Source organism: Pseudomonas sp. PSB18 (genome assembly GCF_014596565.1).
GTDB lineage: Bacteria > Pseudomonadota > Gammaproteobacteria > Pseudomonadales > Pseudomonadaceae > Aquipseudomonas.
Genome location: NZ_NOIN01000005.1, coordinates 90,145 through 114,694 on the forward strand (window position 1 = coordinate 90,145; position 24,550 = coordinate 114,694).

Sequence of the window (24,550 nt, forward strand, 5' to 3'; positions counted from 1 at the left end):
AACTGCCCATGTCCCACAAGAAAACACTGTTCCAGGCCCTTGCGGCAACGTCCATCTGCCTGACCGGCGCCGCACAGGCGCATTTCCAGATGCTCTACGTCGAGGACACCGCGTTGCAGCGTGGGACCCAACTGGAGTTCGCGGTCGTGTTCACCCATCCCTTCGCTGGCGGCCCCACCATGGTCATGGGTGAACCCCGGGTCTTCAGCCACACCAGCTCGCTGGGCGGGGAAAAGAAGGATCTGCTCAAGTACCTGCGACCGGTTGAATGGCACACCCGCGATAACCGAGCGGCCGCCTATCGCGCGACGATTCCACGGGAGCTGATGCGTTCGATGGGCGACCATGTCTTCGTGCTCGAACCCGAGCCTTACCTGGAAACCGAGGAAGACCTGTACATCCAGCAGTTCACCAAGCTGATCGTCAACGTCGGCGGCGTGCCCGGCCAATGGGCAGAGCCCCAGGGCTTGCCGGTGGAGATCCAGCCCTTGAGCAAGCCTTACGCGAACTGGACCGGCGGCGTATTCCGCGCGCGGGTGCTGGCCGACGGCAAGCCTGTCCCGAACGCCAGGGTCGAAATCGAATACCTCAACCACGCCATCGATTTCGAGAACAATGCCTTTGGCCAGCAAGCCTATGTCACGGCTCCCCAGCCGTCCTTCAACGTCCTGAGCACCTACGCCGATGCCGAAGGGGTCGTGACCATCGGCCTGCCCCGGGCCGGCTGGTGGGGCATCGCGGCACTCAACATCGGCGCAACGAAAACCCACAAGGGCAAACCCCTGTCCCAGGACGCCGTGCTGTGGGTGCAGGCCAGGGACATGAAATGACAACGCCGGCGGCAGCATCCAATCGCAGGAGCGCAATCCGTCTAACGACTGAGCGCGACCACGAACTCCAGGAACGCACGGACCTTGGCCGGAGGGAGATGCCGCGAGGGGTACAAGGCGTACAGTGGAAAGTACTCGTCCGGCCAGTCCGGGAACAGCTCGACCAGTGTGCCCGCCCGCAAAGCGGGCTCCATACCCAACGCCAAAACCTGGGCAACGGCTTGGCCTTCTTCGCAGATCCGATGCATCGTGCCTACGTCGTTGACCATCAGCCGACTATGGGTCTTGACCTTGAGCCGCTCGGCGCCACGGTGGAATTCCCACGGGAAGGCCCTGCCGGTTTGCGGGTTGCGAAAATCGACACATACATGCCCGGCGCTTTCCAGTTCGGTCGGATGAAGCGGTCGACCATGCTTTTTCAGGTAGGCCGGAGAAGCAACGGTCAGGACACGGGTTTGCAGCAACTGCCTCCCGATCAATGAAGATGACGGCGGCTCACCGAAGCGCACGGCCAGGTCCATCCCGTCTGCAATCAGATCGCCCAACTGCTCGCGCGTCACCAGATCCAACTCGATGGCGGGATAGGTTGCCATGAAACCGCCGAGGGCCGGTGCCAGGATCAGTCGGGAGAAATACGGATCGACGTTGACTCTCAACCGTCCACGTACGGCCGTGGCACTGCCTGAAGCGAGCGTCGCGGCCTCCTCCAGGCTTGTCAGCAACGGCGCAATCTCCTCATACAGGCGCCGCCCCTCATCGGTCAGTTTCACGGAACGGGTGGTGCGGTCGAACAGCCGGATGCCGAGCCGCGCCTCCAGGCGTGCAACCGCGCGGCTGACCCCGGACTGGGTCATGTCCAGCGCATCGGCGGCCCTGACGAAACTCCCGGTCTCCACCACGGCCGACAACACCCCCATTCCGCTGACCAAGCGTCCATCGAAGCTCATTAATGATTCCCCAGCATCAAACTGATGACATTGATGATATCGAAGAAGCTTTGCCGCGCCGCAATAATTCAACGACAGCGACATCGGGTCGCTCTGAATGAGGACGGCATATGTACACGGTCATGGGTGTGACAGGTCAGGTCGGCGCTGAAGTTGCACGCGCCTTGTTGGCTGCCCGTCAGCGCGTCAAGGTGGTGGTGCGTGATCTCGAAAAAGGTCAGGCCTGGGCGGAAAAAGGTTGCGACGTCGCGGTGGCCGACGCCAATGACGTCAACGCGCTGACCGCTGCGTTCAGTGCCAGCACTGGCGTGTTCATCCTGCTGCCGCCCAATTTCGACCCTTCCGAGGGCTTTGAAGAAACCCGCCGAATCATTGAGAACCTGCGCGCGGCACTCGCCACCGCTCGACCTGCAAAGGTCGTGTGCATTTCGTCCATCGGCGCACAGGCTCGTCAGCCCAACCTGCTGAACCAGTTGCAACTGCTGGAGCAGAGCCTCAGCACGCTGGAACTGCCCGTCACGTTCCTGCGACCGGCCTGGTTCATGGAAAACAGCCTCTGGGACATCGAACCCGCCAGGCACAGCGGTGTGATCCCAAGCTTTCTCCACCCGCTGGACAAGCCGGTTCCCATGATCGCGACGGCCGACGTAGGTCGAGTGAGCGCGCAGTTGTTGCAAGAGGACTGGCAAGGCAAACGCATTGTCGAGCTGGAATACGAAGATCCTGTAACGCACAACGACATCGCCGCCGCGCTTTCGGAACTGCTGGGCAAACCGGTGAGCATGGAAGTCGTGCCCGGCGACACCTGGGAGTCGCTGTTCCGTTCCCAAGGCATGAACAACCCGCTACCCAGGATTCAGATGCTCAACGGTTTCAATGAAGGCTGGATTCGATTCGAAGGTCTCCCTCGCAAAGGGCACACCGGCCTGAAGGAGGTGCTGGCAGGATTGCTTGCCCGCTGATGGCCGAACGCGCGGATATGGCCGGTTTCCACGGTACTTCGTTCAAAGGAACTGACCGTCTGCGAGCGGTCTCACCCGTCAAAACACAAAGCCGTGCCCCAGCTCACTCTCCATCCACTCCAGGAACCGCCGCACCCTGGGAAAGCCGGAGTGGGCTTTTGGAAACACCAGATGATGCGCCGCGACCGGGGCACTCAACGTCTGAGGCGCGACTTCGACCAGCGCACCGCTGACGAGGTATTTCTGCGCCAGCAGCGTGCTCTCCAGGGCAAATCCCAGGCCGTGGCTCGCGGCTTCCAGCGTCATGTATGAACGGTCGAAACTCAATGCGTAGGGTTTTTCCGGTCGTGCCAGACCGTGTTGCGCAAACCACTCAGGCCATTTGAGCAGCGTGGCCTCGGAGAGGATCAGATCCCTTTCCAACAGATCCGCCGCGCTGATGACCCGGTGCCGTGCGAGCAATACCGGGGCCGCCAGGACCGCGAAGGTCTCGTTGCGCACGGTTCGGACCTCGTAGCTCGGCCAGTTCGGCTGGCCGTGGCGGATGTCGACGTCGATCTTGTCCCGGCTGAAATGCAGCGACTCATACGAACACGACAGATTGATCTGGATATCCGGATGGCTCAGGCGAAACGCCTCCAGGCGCGGCATCAACCATAGCAAGCCGAAGCTGGGCGCCGAGTGAAGCCTCAGGCAGTCGAGGCTGATGTCGCTGGAGGCCCGCTCCGTCGCCACTTCCAGGCTGTGCAACAGCCCGGAAATGTCCTTGAGGTACTGCTCGCCGACGGGGGTAAGGGTTACGCCACGGGCAGCGCGAACGAACAGTTGGCGACCGATCATCGCTTCCAGTTTCGCCAATTGATGACTGATTGCCGAGGGCGTCAGGTCGAGGACTTCGGCAGCCCTGGCCAGGTTGCCAAAACGAGCGGTCTGCTCGAAGGCCTGAATAGCTCTCAGCGGTGGCAGGTTCGCTGGCGCATTGTCGTCATGGCGCATGAATGCTCCGCGCGGTTTTCTTAGGGTTTCTGGACGTCACTGCATTCAACCATCTGAGGCTGGCTTTGACGAGAGCTGAATTTTTTTCATCGACCAGTGAAGTTTGCGTTATTGCTCACCCCTCCTGCTCGGCACACTCTGAATCATCGATCACCCATCGAACCATAAGAACAATCAGAGGAACCGCTCATGTTGCTTCAAGGCAAAATCGCAATCATCACCGGCGCTGCATCGGAACGCGGCATCGGTCGGGCCACCGCCGTGACCTTCGCCCACCACGGCGCACGTGTCGTGATCCTGGATCTGGATGAATCCGCTGCCCGCGACGCGGCAGCGGCCCTGGGCGAAGGCCACCTGGGCCTGGCGGCCAACGTCGCCGACGAAGCCCAGGTCAAACAGGCCGTCGCCCAAATCATCGAACATTTCGGCCGTATCGACGTGCTGGTCAACAACGCCGGTATCACCCAACCCCTCAAGACCCTCGACATCCGCCCTGGCGATTACGACAGAGTGCTCGACGTCAGCCTGCGTGGCACGCTGCTGATGTCCCAGGCCGTGATCCCCATCATGCGCGCTCAATCGTCGGGCAGCATTGTCTGCATGTCGTCGGTCTCGGCCCAACGGGGTGGCGGCATCTTTGGTGGCCCGCATTACAGCGCCGCCAAGGCGGGCGTCCTGGGACTGGGCAAGGCCATGGCCCGTGAGTTCGGTCCGGACCAGATCAGGGTGAACTCGATCGCACCAGGCTTGATCCATACCGACATCACGGGTGGCCTGATGCAGGATGAACGACGCCACGCGATCATCGAAGGCATTCCCCTGGGTCGCCTGGGTGCCGCCCAGGACGTGGCCAACGCCGCGCTGTTCCTGGCCAGCGACCTCTCGTCCTACCTCACAGGCGTTACGCTGGATGTCAACGGCGGCATGCTGATTCACTGATGACACGCACGCGGGTCGGCAATGGCCTGCGCTGTTCTGGATCGATGATGCGCCGGGCGGTAACGCCTGGCGGTCTATAAAAACAAGAGATCAGACCATCATGATGACCACCCTGACGCTCGACGCGGTTTCGACCGTGCGCTCCAATGCCTACCGCAAGACGGCCTGGCGCCTGATGCCCTTTTTGATGCTGTGCTATCTGTGCGCCTATCTGGATCGGGTCAATGTGGGGTTCGCCAAACTCCAGATGATGAGCGACCTGTCCCTCAGTGAAACCGTCTACGGACTGGGAGCCGGGATGTTCTTTCTCGGCTACTTCCTCTGCGAAGTACCCAGCAACTTGATCCTGCACAAGGTCGGCGCTCGCCGCTGGATTGCCCGGATCATGATCTCCTGGGGAATCATCTCCGCCCTCTTCGCCTTCGTCGAGACGGCCTGGCAGTTCTACACCCTGCGCTTTCTGCTGGGCATCGCCGAAGCAGGCCTGGCCCCCGGCCTGCTGCTTTACCTGACCTATTGGTTCCCATCCTATCGCCGGGCCAAAATGACGGTCCTGTGGTTCATCGCCATTCCGCTGTCCGGCATGATCGGCGGCCCACTGTCGGGCTGGATCATGAATCAGTTCGCCGGCTTCCATGGCTGGAGCGGCTGGCAGTGGATGTTCGTCATCGAAGCCATTCCGACCGTGATCGTCGGCTTGTTGGTGCTGTCCTACCTGAAGGACGGCGTGCATCAGGCCACCTGGTTGAACGATGATGAAAAGGCACTGGTCAACAAGGAGCTCGCCGAGGACAACAGCCGCAAGGTCACCCATGCTTCACCACGGGAATTCATCCGTGACCGGCGCCTCTGGTTGCTGGCGTGCATCTACTTTTGCGTGGTCATGGGCCAGTACGCAATCACCTTCTGGCTGCCGACGCTGATTCGCAACGCCGGGGTGTCCGATCCCTTGCACATCGGCCTGCTCACCAGCCTGCCCTACATCTGCGCCATCGCCGCGATGCTGCTGATGGGCCGCAGCGGCGACAAGTACCGTGAGCGTCGCTGGCATCTGGTTGCACCGATGATCGCCGGCGCCATCGGCCTGACGCTGGCGGCCCTGCTGGGCGGCAATCTGCTGCTCTCGGTGCTGAGCCTGTGCCTGGCAGCGGCCGGCGTGCTGTCCGCGTCATCCCTGTTCTGGATGCTGCCCACGACGCTGCTCGGCGGTGTATCCGCAGCGGCGGGCATCGCCGGCATCAACAGCTTTGCCAATCTGGCCGGGTTCTGTTCGCCGTACCTGATTGGCTGGATCACCACCACAACCGGCTCGAGCGCTATCGGCATGTACCTGATTACCGGCGTGCTGTGCATCGGCGCCTGTCTGGTACTGCGAATCCCGGCCGCCTCGGTCAATCGTTAAGTTCCTGGAGTCGTCACCATGACTGTTACCGTCCCCACCACGCCGCTATCGGCTCTGGCAGATCGCGCCCATAACATCCGCCGCCATGCACTGCGCATGGGCCAGGTTCAGGGCCAGGGCTATGTCGGCCAGGCCCTGGGCGCTGCCGACCTTCTGGCCGTGTCCTATTTCCACGCGCTGCGCTATCAGCCACAGAACCCCGAATGGGAGGAGCGCGACCGCTTCTACCTGTCCATCGGGCACTACGCGATTGCGCTGTACGCCGCGCTGATCGAGGCCGGCATCATCCCCCTCGATGAGCTGGAAACCTATGGCTCGGACGACAGCCGCCTGCCGATGTCGGGCATGGCGGCGTACACCCCCGGCATGGAAATCACCGGTGGTTCCCTCGGTCATGGCCTGGGCATCGCAGTGGGTGCCTGCCTGGGGCTCAAACGCAAACAATCGGACTCATTCGTCTACAACCTGCTGTCCGATGGCGAGCTCAATGAAGGCTCGACCTGGGAAGCCGCGATGTCGGCCTCGCATTGGAAGCTCGACAACCTGATCGCAATCATCGACGTCAATAACCAGCAGGCCGACGGCCACTCCAGCGAGGTGCTGGCGTTCGAACCCATCGTTGACCGCTGGCAGGCGTTTGGCTGGTTCACCCAACGGGTGGATGGCAACGATATCACCGCGTTGGTGGATGCATTCGACGCCGCGCGCAGCCATCAGAGAGCTCAGCCTCGCGTCATCATCTGCGACACCAAGATGGGCAAGGGCGTGGACTTCCTCGAAACCCGTGAAAAGACCCACTTCATCCGCGTCGACGAAAACGAATGGGATCTGGCATTGAGCAACCTGAAGGTCGGGAGAACCGTATGAGCAGTGTGAATACCCCTTCGAGCGGCAAGAAACGACTGACGACATCGGCCATGATCGCCTCGATTGCCTCCGAAGGTCAGGCGACCCGCTCCGCGCCGTTCGGCCACGCACTGGCCGCCTTGGCCGAGCAACGCTCGGACATCGTCGGGTTGTCGGCTGACCTGTCGAAATACACCGATCTGCACATCTTCGCCAAGGCCCACCCGGATCGCTTCTACCAGATGGGCATGGCCGAACAACTGCTGATGAGCGCCGCCGCGGGTATGGCCCGCGAAGGCTGCGTACCCTTTGCCACCACCTACGCCGTGTTCGCTTCACGCCGCGCCTATGACTTCATCTGCATGGCCATTGCCGAAGAAAACCTGAACGTCAAGATCGTCTGCGGGTTGCCCGGCCTGACCACCGGGTACGGTCCAAGCCACCAGGCCACCGACGACCTGGCGATCTTCCGCGCCATGCCTAACCTGATGATCATTGACCCGTGCGACGCCCTGGAAATCGAACAGGCCGTGCCGGCCATCGCCGCACACAACGGGCCGGTGTACATGCGCCTGTTGCGCGGCAACGTGCCGTTGGTACTCGACGAGTACGGCTACCAATTCGAAATCGGCAAGGCCAAGACCCTGCGCACCGGCAAGGATGTGCTGATCATCTCCACCGGCCTGATGACCATGCGCTCGTTGGAGGCTGCACAACAGCTTCAGGCAGATGGCGTCGATGTCGCCGTGCTCCACGTCCCGACCATCAAACCGCTGGACGAGCACGCTATTCTCGCCGAGGCCCGCAAATCCGGACGCCTGGTGGTCACCGCCGAAAACCACTCGATCATTGGCGGTCTGGGCGAAGCGGTAGCGACGGTATTGCTGCGCAACAGTGTCACGCCGACTTTCCGGCAGATCGCACTGCCCGATGCGTTTCTGGATGCGGGCGCACTGCCGACGCTGCACGATCGCTATGGTATTTCGACCGAGGCAGTCTGCGCGCAAATCAAAAGCTGGTTGTAGCCGCTGAAACCGGGGGGGGTTGGCTGCCCCCCACTTCCCAAGGAGTGACAAATGGATGCTGCCGAGCTGCTGGACCCTTCATATCGATTCTTGCTTGACGAACCGTCCAGCCCCTGGACGCTCGACACGCTTGCTGACATCAGACAACGGGTCAGCCGCGGCTATAAATCACCGCACGCCGCACGCTGTGAAATCAAATGGACAACTGACTCGCCAGGGCTTCCAGGTGTTCGCATGTGCCTGTACCGCCCCGACTCGACCGCTGGACATCAAGTCCTGGCGCCCCTCCTGTACATCCACGGCGGCGGTTTTGTCCTGGGATGCCCTGAAATGGCCGACGACTACCTGGCCGACCTCGCCAACAGGCTGAAGATGGTGATAGTGGCGGTGGATTATCGGCTCGCGCCGGAGCATCCCTTCCCTGCCCCTCTGGAGGACTGCTACACCGTCCTGGAATGGATGGCGCGCAACAGCAAGCTCCTTGGCCTGGACATCAACAGATTGGTGGTCATGGGGCACAGCGCCGGGGCCGGACTTGCCGCTGCCCTGGCGATTGCCGTGCGGGACAGACAGCAGCATTCCATTGCCGGCCTGGTACTCGTCTACCCGATGCTCGATCATCGAACAGGCTCATCGAGCGCGCCTGCCGATAATCCCACGACAGGAAAAACAGGTTGGGGGAGGCAAGCCAATCAGTTCTGCTGGCAATGCATGCAAGGTTCATATGTCCTCGACGATGAAAGCGCGCCGCTGTTCTCGCCGGCCCTTGCGCCCGACCTGCAGGGCCTGCCACCCAGCTTCATCAGCGTCGGTGCACTGGACCTGTTCCTGGAGGAAGACGTGGATTTCGCGCTCAAGCTTTCGCGCTCTGGCGTCCCGGTGGAGCTCCACGTGTATCCCGGCGTACCCCATCTGTTCGACCTGTACCCGGGAGTGCTCACAGACCGATGTCATGCAGACGTGGTATCGGCGATCAGGAGGATGTGTGCCTGATGAAATCCATCATTGTTTCTATCGTGACAAGCCGGCGCCTCTGATCCTCCCGAGAGGCACCGCCACGCCCCGCCTTACCGCGTCTCGGTCACTTTCTTCAAGAACCGCGGCTGGTCAGGATCCCGCCCCCGAGACTCGGCCAGTCGGGCAGCCATCAGGTAGAACCCCTGGATCATGGTGAACGGCTCCAGCATCGAGTGTCCGGTGGGCTCGCTTGCAAGGTCGACCCCAGCCGTGCCCGACGGCGCGACAACCAGCACGTTTGCGCCACGTTTGCGCATGTCATCGACGAACGTCAGCGTGCCGGCCTGCTCGGGTCCACTGGGGGCGAACACCAACACGGGATAGCCCGGCTCGATGATCTCCATCGGCCCATGACGCACCTCCGCGCTGGAAAACGCTTCGGCCTGGATTCCGGAGGTTTCCTTGAGCTTGAGGGCGGCTTCCTGGGCAATCGGCAACGCACTGCCGCGGCCGATGACCAGCATCTTGTCGGCCGTGGTGAGCAAGGCCACCGCCCTGGACCAATCATGTCCGGCGGCAGCCCGCATCTGGCCCGGCAACGACGGTAATGCATCCATCAATGCGCGGTCGTTCGTCAATGAGGCCGCCAGGTTCGCTGTCAGCTGAACGCCGGCCATCAGCATGGCGACAAAGCTCTTCGTCGCTGCCACGCTCTGTTCGAGGCCGGCGGGCAACAGCATCGACGTGTCGCAGACTTCCGCCAAGGGAGATGCCGGTGTGTTGACGAAGGCTGCAGTTCTCGCCCCCAGTTGCTGGAGCCGTTCAACGCTGTCGATCAGGTCGGGGCTTTTGCCGGATTGAGAGAACGCCGCCACCCAGGCATTTTTCAGGCGCAATGGCGCTCGTTGCAGGCTGACCAGGGACAACGGGATGGACAGGCACGGCACACCCACTTGGCTCATCAGCGCATGTCCGAAGTAGGCAGCGGCATGATCCGAACTGCCCCGCGCCACGGTGATCATCAAGTCGGGAACGTTCGCAGCCAATGTCTGCGCAAGCGCCTGGAGGGCGTGATCATCCTCCAGCATGCGCTGGAGAATGTCCGGTATGGACAGGGTTTCGATATGCATCAACGACATCAATTTCTCCAGAGACCGATTCAAGGGATGACCACAGGTTCAAGCGTGGCAGCGATCACTCGCTGATCGATCTGCTCAAGGTGAGCGGCGTCCATGGCCATGCTCAGGGCTCCCCACAGCGGTGCGTCCTGGGCAAACCGGGCCGCCACCACGTGGGGCGCGAACGGTACGATCCGGCCGATCAAATCCTTGATGAGCGGTTCCAGGAGGCTGGCCTGGCGGTACAGTCCACCGCCAATGGCGATGCACTCCACATCCAGGGCAACGGCGACGTTGGCCACCTGCACCGCGCAGGCCGTAATACGTTCGCGCAGTGCACGGCGCACCACCGCATCGCCACTGGAAAAAAGATCCAGCGCCTGATGACCTTCACCGAGCAACTGCCGGGCAAGCTCGCCCAGCGCGGTGCCGGAAAACAGCTCTTCCAACGGCGCGGCGCCCTCGGCGTGGGTGCGCCATCTGGCCGGGTCTTCGCTGTCGAGAAACGGCGACAACAGGTAGCCGATTTCCATCGCCGCGCCATTGTGTCCACGCAGCAACCGTCCATTGACGATGGCCGCCGCCGACAGCCCGGTGCCCAGGTTCAGGTAGATGGCATTGTCGATGCCCTGCAACGCCCCCCAGCGGGCTTCCGCCAGGGCACCGGCCTTGACGTCATTGTCCAGCAACACCGAGGGGCATCCGAGCCCACGAACGATCAGCTCGTGCAGGTCCAGCCCATCCAGCCCGGGCGTGTTCGGGGCCATGAGCAAGGTGTGGCCGCGGATGACCCCGGGGAACACCGCGGCGACGCTGAGCAGCGGAGCGCCTTGGAAAGCCTCGGCACAGGCCCGCGCCGTATCGAGGATACGCTCCAGCGCGGCGACGCCGTGAAGGCCGTCGGCATGGGTCGCGACGATGTCACTGCGCAACTGCCCACTGGCGATGTCGTAACAGGCGACGTGGGTCTTGGTGCCCCCCACGTCGATAGCCAGCAGCAACCCCTGCCGGGGTACGTCGCGGCTGGATGATTCAAACGGCTGGTACATGGACAAGTCTCACTTCTCGAACGGCCAGAGCTTTTGCATCCGCGCCCATAACAGGAACACCACGGCACCCACGACCACCCACACCAGCGACCACTGGATCGGGTAAGCGCCGGGAGCGTTGTGATTGGAGGCGAAATAGATGTAGACCCAGCCCAGCAAGGCGATCACCGCAGGCACCGGGTAAAGCCACATTTTGTAAGGCCGGGCCAGGTGCGGCTTGGTCTTGCGCAATACGAACAAGGCCACGATCTGCGAGAGCGACTGCACCAGGATCATCACAGTGGTGAGCAACTGGATCAACGTGGTGAGGTCGGTCAAGCGGCCGATCATGAAGCCGGCGGAGGTCAGCACGCCCATGCTCAGGATGCCGTAGGTGGGGAACTGGTGCTTGGGGTGAGTCTTGCTGAATACGCCGAAGAAGACCTTGTCGTTCGCCGCCTCGAACGGCACCCGGGAACCACCCAGCAAACCGGCGAACACCGACGCCACCGCGGTGATCAGGATCAGCACGGTGACGACCGCGGCAGCCGTTTCGCCCCAGGTCTCACTGAGCACCACCGAGGCCACCGACTTGTACGCCGCCGAGTCCGGATCGAGCATGCGGTGCCAATCCACGACCCCCAGTACGCCCACTTGCATCAACAGGTAGATGCACAGAATGCCCAGGATCGACAGGACGATGGATTTCGGGATCACGCGGCCGGGCTGTTCGACTTCCCCGGCCAGGTACGCCGAGGTGTTGTAGCCCAGGTAGTCATAAATGCCGATGGTCAGGCCGCCGGCCATGCCGAACCAGAAGCCGCTGTCGACCAGGTTGAACGCGCCTTCGGGAAAGCTGAACGCCAGGTCGGCATGGAAGTGCGAAAGCGAGGCCACGATCAAGGCGCCGATGCTGACCAGCATGATGACCCACAGGACGATACTGAGCCGGGCAATCGATTCGATCTTGCGCCACAGCAACAGGACGATGGCCCAGATCAGCACCAGGCCGATGACGTTGCCCGCCGTCTGGCTCATCTGCGGCCAGAACCAGCTCAGGTACTGGACGAAACCGATGATGCCGGTGGACATGATCAACGGAATGAACAGCATCGCCGTCCATACGAACAGAAACGGAAACAGCTTGCCGGTGCGCTTGCCAAAGGCTTCGCGCAGATACACATAGGTACCGCCCGCCCCCGGCAAAGACGCACCGAGTTCGGCCCATACCAGGCCATCGCAGAGCGCCAGCAGCGCGCCGAAAATCCAGCCGAGATACGCCTGGGGCCCGCCCATGGCGACGATCATCGCCGGAATGGTGATGAACGGACCCACGCCGCACATCTGACTCATGTTGAGCGTGACAGCGGGAAACAAACCTATTTTGCGACGGATAGCCGACGTACTTTGCCCGGCGGGAATTGGCGCATTCATCGATGACGACCTCGTGTGGATGGACAGTGCGGTTGGGGCAGGCTTTGAAGTCATGCATGCCAGCAACTGGCGTCTGTCGCATGGACCTTATTGTTATTGGGCATCGCCCCCGCCATGAGCCGGGGCAGCACTAGAAAATCACAGCGGAGATATTAATTCAACTTGATTTAATTAATACCCAGCCGCGATGATTCGCCGATGAAAACCACCAGCAGCCCCATGACCACCACCGGCACCAACGCCGAACACTCCCGTCAGCACAACCGTCGGGTGATCCTCGAAGCGGTTCGCCTGGCCGGACGCCTGACCCGTGCCGACCTGACACGCCTGACTTCGCTTACGGCACAGACGGTGTCCAACATCGTCAGCGAGCTGCAAAGCGAAGGCATGCTGCTCGCCCATACGCCGGAAAAAGGTGCGCGGGGCCAGCCGGCGGTGCCGCTCTCGATCAACCCAGAAGGCGGCTTCTCCATCGGTTTTCATGTCGAGCAACACTGCATCATCGGCGTGCTGCTCAACCTGCTGGGCGAGACCCTTGCCCAAGTGACCCTGCCGGTCCGTTACCCGACCTACGATCAGGCTCTCCCACTGATCCTGCAGGTCATCGAAGACTTCCGCCGACAGCGTCCCCGCGGCCGTTTCATCGGCGCCGGTATCGCCCTGCCCGGCCCATTCAACGTCGAAGGCATTACCTCGGTGGGCCCGACAGCGCTGTCGGGCTGGGATGGGCCGGACATCGCCCAGCGTTTTCAGCCATTGGCTGGCATGCCGGTATTGATCGAGAACGATGCGACCTGCGCCGCCATGGGTGAACGCCTGCACGGCCTCGCCAGCGAAGTGCAGAACTTCGTCCACCTGTTCATCGGCAGCGGCCTGGGCGCCGGCATGTACCTGGGAAATCGCCTGTATGCCGGCCATTGGCACAACGCCGGCGAAATCGGCCACATGACCGTGATTGCCAATGGCAAGGCCTGCTCCTGCGGCAACCAGGGTTGCCTGGAACGCTACATTTCCATCGCGGCGCTGATGGAACACCTGGGCCGCGACACCGATCAGAACCTGTCGGCAGAGGACATGGACGATCCCCATGTCAGCGCCGCCATCGACGCCTGGCTTGACGAAGCGGCCCCAGCCTTGCGCCAGGCCATCAACATTCTGGAATCCTTGCTCGACCCGCAGACCATCCTGATCAGCGGTTTCCTGCCCGAAGCGCTGCTGAAGGAACTGATCCGCAGGCTCGAGCCCCTGAGTCGCTCCATCAGCAGTCGCGCGGATCGCCAGTATCCTCGCGTGCAACTGGGCTCCGCCGGCCCCGATGCCGTTGCGGTCGGGGCCGCGGCCCTGATGATCCTGGCGGAAATCAGCCCCGATTATGAGGCGTTGCTGAAGATGCCCCTGTAATCCCGGGCAAAGAGCGGGCAGGAATTCATCGCGAAGGAGCTGGGAGCTGACACAATGCCCCACGTCTTCCTGCCCTATCGAGACTGCGCACTTGGATACTTCCGTCAAGAACCGTCGCAACGAGCTGTCGCTGGATAGCCTCAATTTTTTCCTCGCGGACGTGCGTGACGGCCTGGGTCCTTATCTGGCGATCTATTTGCTGGCGGTGCACAAGTGGAACCCGGCCAGTATCGGCCTGGTGATGACCCTCGCCGGTGTCGCTGCGCTGCTGGCCCAGGCCCCGGCGGGCGCGCTGCTCGACCGCACACACGCGAAACGGACAGTGATCATTGTCGCCGCACTGCTGGTGACCGGCAGCTGTCTGCTGCTGCCATGGATGAGTGCCCTCACCCTGGTCGCCCTGACCCAGACCGTCAGCGCCATTGCTGGCTCCGTGTTCGCCCCGGCCATCGCCGCCATTTCCCTGGGCATCACCGGCCCACAGGCCTTCACCCGCCGCACCGGGCGCAACGAAACCTTCAACCATGCCGGCAATGCCTGCTCGGCGCTGCTGGCCGGCGGTTTCGCCTATCTGTTCGGGCCGGTGGCGGTGTTTTATCTGATGGCGGTCATGACGGTGGGCAGCATCATTGCCGCCAGCCTGGTCTCGGCCAATGCCATCGACCATGACGTGGCCCGCGGTTTTACCCCGGCGTTGGCGGGCGGCCATGGGCATCCGTCCGGGCTCAGCGTGTTGTTGAGCAACCGGCCCCTGCGCTTGTTCGCGGTCTGCTGCGCACTGTTTCACCTGGCAAACGCCGCCATGCTGCCGCTGGTCAGCCAGAAGCTGGCGCTGGTCAACCTGCAGATGGCCACGCCACTGACCTCTGCCTGTATCGTCGCCGCACAGCTGGTGATGGTACCGATGGCGATCCTGGTCGGCGCCAAGGCCGACCAATGGGGGCGCAAGCCGCTGCTACTGGCCGGCTTCCTGATCCTGCCCCTGCGCGGGCTCCTGTACGTGGTCTCCAACGACCCCTACTGGCTGGTGGCGGTGCAATTACTCGACGGCGTCGGCGCCGGTATCTTCGGCGCGTTGTTTCCCGTGGTGGTCAAGGACCTGACCCAAGGCACCGGGCGTTTCAATGTCAGCCTGGGGGCCTTGTCCGCCGTGTTCGGCCTGGGTGCGGCACTCAGCCCTGGCCTGGCGGGATGGGTGGTCCACAGTGCCGGCTACGATGCGGCTTTTGTCACCCTGGCGGCGGTCGCCGGGGTGGCGTTCCTGCTGCTGTTGCTGGCGATGCCGGAGACCCGGCATCACTCGACCGGTGCGAAAGAACTGGCGGCAGAAGCCGCCACGACGACTGCCACCTGATCAACCCGATATCACTTCCCGCCCCCGGGTTACCAGACCGCAATATGCGAATCCGCCCGAGGCTCGGTCCCGCCGCACAACACACCACTGACCGGATCGCGGAGGATGATCTGTCCGCGACCGTAGTCGGTCAGGTCGCTGCTGACCTGCACTTCATGGCCGCGGCGCGCCAGGGCGTTGACCAGGTCCGGTGACGCGCCGTGCTCGATGCCGACCTTCATCCCGCCCAGCCACTGCCAGCGCGGCGCGTCCAGGGCCGCCTGGGGGTTCAGGCCGAAGTCCACCAGGTTCATGACCATTTGCACGTGCCCCTGGGGCTGCATGTAGCCGCCCATGACGCCGAAAGGCCCCAGGGCCTGGCCGTTCTGGGTGAGGAAACCGGGGATGATGGTGTGAAAGGTCTTCTTGCCCGGCGCGAGGCAGTTGGCGTGCGTCGGGTCGAGGCTGAACTCCTGCCCGCGGTTCTGCAGGGCGATACCGCTGTGGGGCAGCACCACCCCGGAGCCGAAACCGTGGTAGTTGCTCTGGATGAACGAAACCATGTTGCCTTCTTCGTCGGCGGTCGCCAGGTACACCGTACCGCTGGCATGGGGATCGCCGGGCGCGGGTAGCTGGGCCTGTTCGCCTATCTGCCCACGGCGTCGGGCACTGTAGTCGTCACTCAGCAGATCGGCCACCGCCACGCGCATGTGCCGTGGATCGGTGATGTAGTGCAGGCCGTCGCTGTAGGCCAGCTTCATCGCTTCCAGTTGGCGATGCCAGGTCTGCTGGCTGTCGCGGTGATCGAAACTGAAACCCTCAAGGATGTTCAGCGCCATCAAGGCCACCAGGCCCTGCCCGCTCGGTGGGATTTCCCAGACATCGATGCCTCGGTAGTTGACGTGGATCGGCTCCACCCACTGAGCGCGATAGTCCTTGAGGTCGGTGCTGCGCAGGTAGCCGCCGGTGGCGCGGGAATGGGCATCCAGGCGCTCGGCCAGGGCTCCGCGATAGAGGCTTTCGCAACGGGTGGCGGCGAGTTCTTCAAGGGTGCGGGCCTGGGCGGGGTTGCGGAAGATCTCCCCGGCCCGTGGCGCGCGCCCTTCGATCAGGAAGGTATCGAACCAGGCATCCAGCACCGGGTCGCGATGGGGCGTGAACTCCTTCACCGCGATCTGCCATTGATGAGCGACCACTGGCGACACCGCGAATCCACCCCGCGCCAGGCTGATCGCCGGTTGCAGCAGATCGGCAAAGGGCAGCTTGCCGAAGCGTTGTGACAGTTCGGCCCAGGCCGATGGACAACCGGGCACCGTCACCGGCGTCCAGCCGTAGATCGGCATCCGTTCATGGCCGGCGGCCTGCACCGCTTCGACGCTCAGGGACACCGGGGCATGGCCGTTGCCATTGAGGCCGTGCAACTGCCCCTTGCACCAGACCAAGGCGAAGGCGTCACCGCCGATGCCACAGCCGGTGGGCTCCACCACGGTCAGCGCCGCCGCCGTAGCGATGGCGGCATCGATGGCGTTACCGCCCTTTTGCATGATTTCGATACCCGCCTGTGCGGCCAGGGGCTGAGAGGCCGCGACCATGCCGCGCCGGGCAAAGACGCTCTGGCGTTGCGACGGATACGGGTACTCGTGAGCAGAAAATTTCAACATGACAAACTCTCTTCACAGACAAAACGAGTCAGAGCACGCGACTGAGAAAGGCCCGGGTACGCGGGTGGCTGGGGTGGCTGAAAATCTGCTCCGGCGGCCCTTGCTCGATCAGCTCGCCCTGGTCCAGGACCACCACACGGTCGGCCACTTCCCGGGCAAAACCCATTTCGTGGGTCACCACCACCATGGTCATGCCCTCTTCCGCCAGCTCCTTCATCACTTCCAGCACCTCGCCCACGGTTTCCGGGTCGAGGGCGCTGGTAGGCTCGTCGAACAGCATCGCCTGAGGCTTCATCGCCAACGCCCGGGCTATCGCCACGCGCTGTTGCTGTCCGCCGGAGAGCATGGAGGGATAATGGCTGGCCTTGTCCGCCAGGCCGACCCTGGCGAGCAGGCTGCGGGCCTGTTCCAGCGCAGCGGCGCGCGGCATCCCGAGGACCTGGATCGGCGCCTCGATGATGTTCTCCAGGGCGGTCATGTGGGGAAACAGGTTGAAGCGTTGGAACACCATGCCGATGTCCCGGCGCTGGCGGGCGATGTTGCGCTCCGAATCACGCACCAGGCTGCCATCGGCCCGTTCCCGGTAACCCATGGCCTGGCCATTGACACGGATGCGCCCGCCCTGGATATCTTCCAGCAGGTTGATGCAGCGGATGAACGTGGTCTTGCCGGACCCGGAGGCCCCGATCAGCACCACCACCTCGCCGCGGCGAACCTGCAGGGATATGCCCTTGAGGATCTGCAACTCGCCGAAGGACTTGTGAACGTCCAGCGCTTCGATGATCAGTTCTTCACTTTTGTGCGCCATAGTTAACGTTCCCTCAGCAATTTCAGGGTGCTGCGGCCGAACATCCGCGTGGCCGCTGGCGGTGGCGAAGACGGACGGTCCGATTGACCGAAACGGGCTTCCAGCCAGCGCTGGAAGAAGCCCCAGAGGGTGGTCAGCAGCAGGAAGTAGATCGCCACCACCAGGTACAGCTCGAACACCCGGAACGTTGCCGATGTCACCATCTGGGTGCTGAGCAGCAGTTCCTGGACGCCAATCACGCTGACCAGGGTGGTGTTCTTGAGCATCACGTTAAACTCGTTGCCCAGCGGCGGCACGATCACCCGGAATGCCTGGGGCAGAATGATCCGGCGCATCAGCTTGGCGAAGGTCATGCCCAGGGAGCGCCCGGCCTCATACTGGCCCTTGTCGACCGCGCCGATGCCGGCGCGGATGATCTCCGCCATGTAGGCGCCTTCGTTGAGGCCCAGGGCGATGATCGCCGCCTGGATATTGCCGGGGATCACCAGGCCGAACAGATCAATGTCTTCGAAGCGAAAGATCCCGCCGGCGGCCAGCGCGGTGTAGAGAAAGACAATCTGCACCAGCAATGGCGTGCCGCGCATCAGCCACACATAGAAGCGCACCGGCAGGTGCAGCAACGGATTCTTCGACAGCCGCAACAGCGCCGCCGCCAGGCCCAGGGCGCAGCCCAGCAACATCGCCAGCACGCTGATCAGGCAGGTCAGCCAGAGCCCGGTGAGGTAGACCCCACTGGGCTGCAGCAGGTACTGCCAGAACACATCCCAATTGAAATTCATCAACGCTTACCTCAATCGAGAGTGTCGCCGGCGACATGCCATTTGTTGAGCAACTGGCTGTAGCTGCCGTCGCCGCGCATGTCGCCGATCACCTGCTGCACTGCCGCGCTCAATTGCGGATCGTCCTTGCGAATGCCGATACCGGTGAGAATCCGGCTGAAGGCCGGCACCCCTTCCTCGAACAGGTCGGGGGCCATGGCGGCGTAATAGCCGGCGGTTTCCACAGTGGTGCCATAGGCATCGACCTGGCTGATGCGCAGCGCCTGGAACGCATCGGTATCGGTGTTGTAGACCACCAGCTTCATCGCCGGTTTGCCGGCCTTGGTCAGCTTTTCATTCTCGGCGTCGAGCAGGGTCTTGATGGTGGAGCCGTTGAGCACCGCCACCTTGCGCGCGGAAAGATCCGGGAGCGTCTTGATGGCCTTCGGATTGCCCTTGGGCACCACCACCGCCTGGCTGGAGTACATGTAGTTGACGATGTCGATCACTTCGCGGCGTTCGGGCTTGTCGAAGAGCTGGTCGACGATCATGTCGCACTGCTTGGCCAGCAACGCGGGGAGCAACCCGGAAAACGGCACGACCCGCCATTCCACCTTTTTGTTGTCCAGGCGTTTGGCGATTTCCAGGCCCAGGTCGACGGTCAATCCCTTGGGTTTCTGTGCCTCATCGAAGGACACCAGCGGCGGCGAGTCCATGCCCGAGCAATAGACCAGTTTGTCGGCCTTGATCAAGCGCTCCGGCACCACGGGGGCGGCGGTCGCCCACTGTGCACAGAATCCCAAGGATATTGCGGCTATCAACACGCGAGGCTTATGCATGACCAGACACTCCAGTTCAGTGGGTAACGGGCAGTACTCAAAGTCAGAACACGGACAGGCTCAGGCCTGCTCTGTTTATTTTTTCGCTTGCAGGAACTCGATCAATTCAGGGATGGTGCCTTCGATGTGCGCCCGCACCACCGCCTCGGCTCTGTCGGCGTCACCGGCGCGGATCGCTTCGAGGATCACCACGTGTTCCTCGCGTGCGCTCATGGGTTTCTCCACGTGCTGCAACCACAGGCGCATGGGCGCCTCCACCAGGGAATAAAGGGCGCTGATCTGCTTCAGCAGCCTGGGGCGACCGCTGAGGCTGCACAGGTATTCGTGAAAGGCCCGATGACGGCTGACCCACTCGGCGCTTTCGTCGCGGTAGTCGTCCATCTCGTCCAGCAACCGCTCCAGGGCGGCCAACTGGCGATCGCCAATGCGCCCCACCGCGACCCGGATCGCCAGGCCTTCGAGGGCGCTGCGCATCTCGAAGACTTCTTGCAGTTCGTCGATGTCCAGGCCGCTGACAACGGCTCCGCGATTGGGCCGCAGCGTGACCAGGCCCTGGGCATCCAGGCGCCGGAACGCCTCGCGCACCGGCATCCGGCTCATGCCGATCTCGCTGGCGATGTCCTCGGCGATCAGTCGATCCCCCTTATGGAACCGGCCACCGCAGATGGCCTCCAGCAAGAAGTTGTAAGCCTCTTCCTCGGCGGTCACCGGGGGACGTTCAGTGTAAGACGGAGCAAATTGCATGGCCGCATCCCTTGTATTTTTGTATCCAATTATCCATGGATTCAAAAAAGCAGAATGCGTGCCAATACCGTTGCGGGCCATGCAAGTGATTGATTTGGAGGGAATGGGATCGCCAGACAGGACCGACGGCTACTCAGGTATCACGGCTGAGCCGTGCGGATGTGCTACTTATTGGCTCAGAGGGCGCCCACTAATGTGCAAAGCAGTAGCCCGGTAACATCGCCGGGCACTCAGCTTCTGGCCCTGGGGGTTTCCGAGGGTGATTCGCCGAACAACTCTCGGTAGTGGGTGGCGAAATGGCTCAGATGAAAGAATCCCATGGCCACGGCGATCTCGCCGACGTTCTGCGCGGTGGCCTCGGTCGTGATCAAGCGCCGCCTTACGGCATTGAGCCTCAGGTTGCGCAGGTATTCGACCGGACGCATCCCGGTCACGGCCTGGAAGCTGTTCTGCAGGGTTCTGCGACTGACCCTTAGCTGCTCGCACAGATCGAGGATGCTCAGTGAGGTATCGCCGCTGTCCCCCACCAGTTCCTGGCAACGCTTGACCAGGTAAGCACTGACGGCAACGTTGCCACGACGACTGCGCACTTCGTCCGAGGCATGGCTGAACAGATCGAGGAAGGCGTTGAGCAGCACGTCCTCGAGCATTTTTTCCGAGGCCGGGGTGATCGCGTCCGGCTGCTCCAGCAGGCGGCGAAACAACGGATGGATCCTCTGCTGTACGCGCAGCAGGACCGTTTCATCCACGCTGACCTGGGACACGCTTTTCAAGCGTCTGAGCTGATCGTCCGGCAGCTCATAGGCCGCCAGCTTGGCGAAACGCACCATGTCGACGTTGATCGCGAAGAAACGCGTCCCTTCCGGGGCGTGCAGGACAAAATCCTCTCCGTCGCGCAACAGTACGACGTTGTGAGCATCGACCTGATGCCCCTGGACCACCGGTGCGCTGCCCAGCGACATGGCAATGCACAGGCGTCCTTTTGGCGCGGAGCCTCGCTGCACCACACGCTTATCCAGCACTTCCTGGAAGATCTGGAAACGCTCGGCGCAAATCTGCTGCAGCTCGCTGGACAGGCATCCGCGCCCGAGTTGGTCATAAACCTGCTGCCAGCCCAGGATCGAACCGGCATGCTGTTGAGGATCATTGAAGGTACGGACTTCGGCGAGCATGATCAGTGTTCCTCGAGGGTCGGTCTTCGATTGACCGACCGTGCGTAAGGTGCTCGATCGTCCATGACAGCGGCAGGGTTTACGGAGCGCCAGCGTCCGCCTGGAAAACCAGAGCCAGTTCCGTGCCAAGCATGTGCAAACGGTATTGCGCGGGCTGGATGTCCATGGGCGGCAGCAACGCACCCGACAGTACGACCTGCCCCGCCTCGAGACGCTGCCCGTCCGCCAGCAATCGCCGGATCAACCAACAGAGATTGACCTGTGGCGTATCCTCCCGTGCTTGGGTGTCACCGTTACCGCAGGCCACCCCATCCCGTTCCAGGCAATAGCTCACGTGGGGCAACTGGCCCGGCTCGAGTTCAACACGCGGGCCCACGCAATACAGCCCCGCCGCCGCGTTGTCGGCCAGAAACGCCCCGATGCCGAAGCTCCAGCCCTGCCATCGACAATCGGCGATCTCAAAGGCCGGCGCGACCGTGGACACGCAAGCCAGGATCGCCTCGTCACTGTGCTCGCCCGGCGCCAGGGTTCGCCCCAGGAAGCACGCCAGTTCGATCTCCAGCTTGGGCTGGATCAGGTTCGCCAAGGCCACCGAGCTGCCGGGCTCGACGGCCATGGCGTCGGTCAACGCACCCAGCACCGGTTCCTGGATACCCATCCGCTTCTGCGCGGCGCCACCGGCGAAGGCCACCTTCCATCCGCTCAACTGCTCGCTGCGGGCCTGACGCTGGCGCAACGCTTCGCGCTGCAGGGCGTAGCCCGTCGGCAAGTCGAACGCCTGTGGGTCTAGCGGCAGCAGCGCCCGCGCCGTCAACGTTGCCTGGTGGAGCTGGCTTGGCAGTTCATCCCATGGCTTCATGAGAGTTGCTCCGCCAGTTTGCGCAGTACGCCTTCCAGCCTCTCGGGGGTGGTAATCGCCGCAACGAAACGGTCTGGCCGCACCACCACGACGCAGTCCCGCACCTTGGCAAACCACTCTCCCAAGCGGTTGTCGACGTCTTCGACGCAAATCGCCTGGCTCGCGGACAACGGCTGGTTACGCCCCTTACCGCTGCGGGAACGATTGATCTGGATGAAGCGGGTGTTCCAGCGCGCCCAGTAGGCACGGGTTTCTTCGCTGAGCGGCTCGTTCGGATTGACCCGATAGCCCAGCACGGCATAGGAATGTCCGAGCACGTCGTCCAAGCGCCGTCGCTGGCCTTGCTCATCTTCGATGGTCGGCTGGATGAACAACTGCCCCACCAGGTCATCTTCGTGCAGTTCCGCCCGTTCGTGATGCACCAGGCCCTTGGTAATGGTCGCCTTGGGTTTGAACTTGAATTCCAGCAAGTGCGAGCGCAGGTTGTCGACGCTGTTGACGGCCTGGAACAGCCAGTCCCGCACACCCGCCATCAGCGGATTGGTCAGCCCCAATACAGCGCCCATGTTGTCGGCCAAGGCAATGAGGTCGGTGGCGTGCCCACGCCGTTCCTGGTCGTAACTGGCAAGTATCGAGGCCGACGCACGCCCCTGGATGATGGCGGCGATTTTCCAGGCAATGTTCACCACGTCCCGCAGCCCCGAGTTGAGCCCCTGCCCGGCCCACGGCGGAGAAATGTGCGCCGCATCGCCCACCAGGGCCACGCGCCCTTCGACAAACCGCGCCGCAACCCGGGAGTTATGGGTGTAGGCGCGTATGCGAATGATCTCCAGGTCATCGGCGGCATTGCCGATGTGCCCGCGGATCAAGCCACGGATAGTCGTCTCCTCGCACATCGTGTTTTCATCTTCGCCCTCCAGCAGCATGAACTCCCAGCGGCGTTGCTGGTACGGCAGGTAGATGCAGACGAAGGGCCGTTGAGGATCGGCGTGTAAGGCCGTATAGGGCGCGTCCAGAGTATCGTTGGCCGTATCGACCACCACCCATTTGCGCGGATGGGTCAGGCCCAGCAATTCGATGCCGAGCTTCTTGCGCACGCTGGAACGGCCGCCATCCGCGCCGATCACGTACTGCGCCTGCAACTGGTACAGCTCGCCCTGGGCGTCGCGCACTTGCAACGTCACCCCTTGCCCGTCCTGCTCCAGATCGAGCATTTCATGCCCCTGGCGCAGCTCGACACCAGGATGCCGGCCCAGTTGTTCGCGTAACGTCCCTTCCAGCAACTGCTGCATGAAAATATTGCGCATCGGCCAGCCATAGTGGGCGGTGCTCGGTTTGACTTCGGCAAAGCACACGCCGCGGGCGTTGTAGTAACGCAGGGGGACGTTGCAGATCATGTCCCGGCTGGCCAACTCGGCGATGTCGATGCCCTGCAACACCCGCAACGCCTCATCATCCATGCCCACCGCGCGGGGGTACGGCAGGATGCCGTCCGCCAGTTCGAGGACGACGCAATCGATACCGTACAGGCCCATGTAATGCGCGGCGGTGATCCCGTTCGGGCCACCGCCCACGATGACCACCTGGGTTTTGTCCTGCTTCATCACGCTTCACCGCTTCGTTGTTGTGGTTGTAGGTGTTGGCCGTGCAAGTAGTCCCTGACGACACGGTTGAAGGTTTTGCCTTGGTCATCATGGACGTAGTGACTGGCGTCGGCGATCTCCGTGGTGTGCACCAGCGGGTTGGCGGCCTTCATCGCCTCCAGGGTCGCCGCCGGCAGAAAGTCGGAACGCCCGCCCCGGATGAACAGCGTCGGGCAATCCAGCGCCCGCACCGCCGGCCACAGGTCGGTCGGCGTGATAGTCAGGCGTGCCTGGGCAATGCCTTGCTGGTCGTGGCGCCACTCGATGCCTTCGAGGGTTTCCTTCATGGAATACGTCAACCTGGACGCCAGCGCCTCCTGGGACAACCCCGGACGCGCCCGCTGCCAGAATTGAGCGGCACTTTCCCAGTCGGGGAAACACAGGGGCGTTTCGCTCATTTCCCGGCGAATGCGCGCGGCACCGTCGCCGCTGATGGAGGAACCGGGGCCGATGTCCTCGATCACCAGCGCCTGGAGCCGCCCGGGGTTGAGCCGTGCATACTCCAGCGCATTGGTGCCACCGAGGGAATGGCCCACCAGAACGAACCGCCGCAACCCCAGGTGCGCCACCAGATCTTCCAGATCGCTGACATAGGCCTCGGTCCGATAGGTGTCGGCGGGTGCCCAGTCGCTGTGCCCTCGGCCACGCTGGTCCAGGGCATAGCAACAATAGGGCGCACCCAAGGCATCGGCCAGGGATTGCCAGGTCTGGGCGTAGGATCGCAGCCCATGGAGCAGCACCACCGGGATGCCTGACGGGCTGCCCCAGGACAGATAGTGCAGGCGCATCCCCGTTCGATTGCTGAAGAAATGGCTGTTTGCGGACATTCGTTCGGTTCCCACGGTCAA

Annotated in this window: 23 protein-coding genes; 9 read left to right on the plus strand and 14 right to left on the minus strand. The window is 62.7% G+C overall.

Annotated elements, in window-relative coordinates; translation table 11 throughout:
• Nucleotides 1–8 precede the first annotated feature (8 nt).
• Nucleotides 9–830, plus strand: a complete 822-nt coding sequence (locus tag CGA22_RS13960) for a DUF4198 domain-containing protein (protein WP_041023558.1) — start codon at nt 9–11, stop codon at nt 828–830.
• Between the two features lie 41 nt (nt 831–871).
• On the opposite strand, the gene CGA22_RS13965 is transcribed toward CGA22_RS13960, so the two are convergent.
• The gene (locus tag CGA22_RS13965; protein WP_041023559.1) at nt 872–1,777 is read right to left on the minus strand and encodes a LysR family transcriptional regulator; all 906 of its coding nucleotides are present in this window, start codon (nt 1,775–1,777) and stop codon (nt 872–874) included.
• Nucleotides 1,778–1,887: 110 nt separating this feature from the next.
• On the opposite strand from CGA22_RS13965, the gene CGA22_RS13970 reads away from it, so the two are divergent.
• Nucleotides 1,888–2,739, plus strand: a complete 852-nt coding sequence (locus CGA22_RS13970) for an NmrA family NAD(P)-binding protein (RefSeq protein ID WP_041023560.1) — start codon at nt 1,888–1,890, stop codon at nt 2,737–2,739.
• Between the two features lie 78 nt (nt 2,740–2,817).
• On the opposite strand, the gene CGA22_RS13975 is transcribed toward CGA22_RS13970, so the two are convergent.
• Complete coding sequence (locus tag CGA22_RS13975; RefSeq protein ID WP_041023561.1) at nt 2,818–3,735, minus strand: LysR substrate-binding domain-containing protein; 918 nt, start codon at nt 3,733–3,735, stop codon at nt 2,818–2,820.
• Between the two features lie 189 nt (nt 3,736–3,924).
• Here CGA22_RS13975 and CGA22_RS13980 point away from each other — a divergent pair, with 189 nt between their 5' ends.
• From CGA22_RS13980 to CGA22_RS14000, 5 genes are all read left to right on the plus strand, one after another.
• Nucleotides 3,925–4,674 carry an SDR family NAD(P)-dependent oxidoreductase gene (locus CGA22_RS13980; protein WP_041023562.1) on the plus strand — a complete coding sequence of 250 codons (750 nt, stop codon included), beginning with the start codon at nt 3,925–3,927 and terminating at the stop codon, nt 4,672–4,674.
• A gap of 100 nt (nt 4,675–4,774) precedes the next feature.
• Nucleotides 4,775–6,076, plus strand: coding sequence for an MFS transporter (locus tag CGA22_RS13985; RefSeq protein WP_041023563.1), 1,302 nt, complete (start codon nt 4,775–4,777; stop codon nt 6,074–6,076).
• A gap of 18 nt (nt 6,077–6,094) precedes the next feature.
• Nucleotides 6,095–6,943 (plus strand): transketolase, encoded by an 849-nt coding sequence (locus CGA22_RS13990; protein WP_188258623.1) that lies wholly within the window; start codon nt 6,095–6,097, stop codon nt 6,941–6,943.
• Entirely contained in the window at nt 6,940–7,947 is a 1,008-nt protein-coding gene (locus CGA22_RS13995; RefSeq protein WP_041024613.1) for a transketolase family protein, read from the plus strand. Before CGA22_RS13990 ends, CGA22_RS13995 begins: the two co-directional genes overlap by 4 nt.
• Before the next feature lie 51 nt (nt 7,948–7,998).
• Complete coding sequence (locus CGA22_RS14000) at nt 7,999–8,940, plus strand: alpha/beta hydrolase (protein ID WP_041024614.1); 942 nt, start codon at nt 7,999–8,001, stop codon at nt 8,938–8,940.
• Nucleotides 8,941–9,014: 74 nt separating this feature from the next.
• Here the strand turns inward: CGA22_RS14000 and CGA22_RS14005 are convergent, their stop codons facing one another.
• Genes CGA22_RS14005 through CGA22_RS14015 form a run of 3 tightly spaced genes read right to left on the minus strand, consistent with a single transcriptional unit; the run spans nt 9,015 to nt 12,484 of the window.
• Nucleotides 9,015–10,043, minus strand: coding sequence for an SIS domain-containing protein (locus tag CGA22_RS14005; protein ID WP_041024615.1), 1,029 nt, complete (start codon nt 10,041–10,043; stop codon nt 9,015–9,017).
• A 20-nt stretch (nt 10,044–10,063) separates the two neighbouring features.
• Nucleotides 10,064–11,071, minus strand: coding sequence for an ROK family protein (locus CGA22_RS14010; protein ID WP_041024616.1), 1,008 nt, complete (start codon nt 11,069–11,071; stop codon nt 10,064–10,066).
• Between the two features lie 9 nt (nt 11,072–11,080).
• Nucleotides 11,081–12,484, minus strand: coding sequence for an APC family permease (locus CGA22_RS14015; RefSeq protein ID WP_052435200.1), 1,404 nt, complete (start codon nt 12,482–12,484; stop codon nt 11,081–11,083).
• 198 nt (nt 12,485–12,682) lie between these two features.
• Here CGA22_RS14015 and CGA22_RS14020 point away from each other — a divergent pair, with 198 nt between their 5' ends.
• Both CGA22_RS14020 and CGA22_RS14025 read left to right on the plus strand, forming a co-directional pair.
• The gene (locus CGA22_RS14020) at nt 12,683–13,885 is read left to right on the plus strand and encodes an ROK family protein (RefSeq protein WP_041024617.1); all 1,203 of its coding nucleotides are present in this window, start codon (nt 12,683–12,685) and stop codon (nt 13,883–13,885) included.
• 91 nt (nt 13,886–13,976) lie between these two features.
• Complete coding sequence (locus CGA22_RS14025) at nt 13,977–15,239, plus strand: MFS transporter (protein ID WP_188258624.1); 1,263 nt, start codon at nt 13,977–13,979, stop codon at nt 15,237–15,239.
• A gap of 29 nt (nt 15,240–15,268) precedes the next feature.
• On the opposite strand, the gene CGA22_RS14030 is transcribed toward CGA22_RS14025, so the two are convergent.
• The 9 genes from CGA22_RS14030 to CGA22_RS14070 form a co-directional block, all read right to left on the minus strand.
• Nucleotides 15,269–16,879: a gamma-glutamyltransferase family protein gene (locus CGA22_RS14030; protein WP_041024618.1), complete on the minus strand. Its 1,611-nt coding sequence runs from the start codon at nt 16,877–16,879 to the stop codon at nt 15,269–15,271.
• A gap of 28 nt (nt 16,880–16,907) precedes the next feature.
• Nucleotides 16,908–17,687 carry an amino acid ABC transporter ATP-binding protein gene (locus CGA22_RS14035; RefSeq protein WP_041024619.1) on the minus strand — a complete coding sequence of 260 codons (780 nt, stop codon included), beginning with the start codon at nt 17,685–17,687 and terminating at the stop codon, nt 16,908–16,910.
• Between the two features lie 2 nt (nt 17,688–17,689).
• The gene (locus tag CGA22_RS14040) at nt 17,690–18,466 is read right to left on the minus strand and encodes an amino acid ABC transporter permease (RefSeq protein WP_188258625.1); all 777 of its coding nucleotides are present in this window, start codon (nt 18,464–18,466) and stop codon (nt 17,690–17,692) included.
• A gap of 11 nt (nt 18,467–18,477) precedes the next feature.
• Nucleotides 18,478–19,284, minus strand: a complete 807-nt coding sequence (locus tag CGA22_RS14045) for an ABC transporter substrate-binding protein (RefSeq protein ID WP_041023080.1) — start codon at nt 19,282–19,284, stop codon at nt 18,478–18,480.
• A 75-nt stretch (nt 19,285–19,359) separates the two neighbouring features.
• Nucleotides 19,360–20,028, minus strand: coding sequence for a GntR family transcriptional regulator (locus CGA22_RS14050; protein ID WP_041023081.1), 669 nt, complete (start codon nt 20,026–20,028; stop codon nt 19,360–19,362).
• Between the two features lie 230 nt (nt 20,029–20,258).
• Nucleotides 20,259–21,200, minus strand: coding sequence for a helix-turn-helix domain-containing protein (locus tag CGA22_RS14055; RefSeq protein ID WP_041023082.1), 942 nt, complete (start codon nt 21,198–21,200; stop codon nt 20,259–20,261).
• A 79-nt stretch (nt 21,201–21,279) separates the two neighbouring features.
• Nucleotides 21,280–22,059, minus strand: a complete 780-nt coding sequence (locus CGA22_RS14060; protein WP_041023083.1) for a 2-keto-4-pentenoate hydratase — start codon at nt 22,057–22,059, stop codon at nt 21,280–21,282.
• Entirely contained in the window at nt 22,056–23,663 is a 1,608-nt protein-coding gene (locus CGA22_RS14065; RefSeq protein WP_041023084.1) for a bifunctional 3-(3-hydroxy-phenyl)propionate/3-hydroxycinnamic acid hydroxylase, read from the minus strand. Before CGA22_RS14065 ends, CGA22_RS14060 begins: the two co-directional genes overlap by 4 nt.
• Nucleotides 23,663–24,529 (minus strand): alpha/beta fold hydrolase, encoded by an 867-nt coding sequence (locus tag CGA22_RS14070; protein ID WP_041023085.1) that lies wholly within the window; start codon nt 24,527–24,529, stop codon nt 23,663–23,665. Before CGA22_RS14070 ends, CGA22_RS14065 begins: the two co-directional genes overlap by 1 nt.
• Nucleotides 24,530–24,550 lie beyond the last annotated feature (21 nt).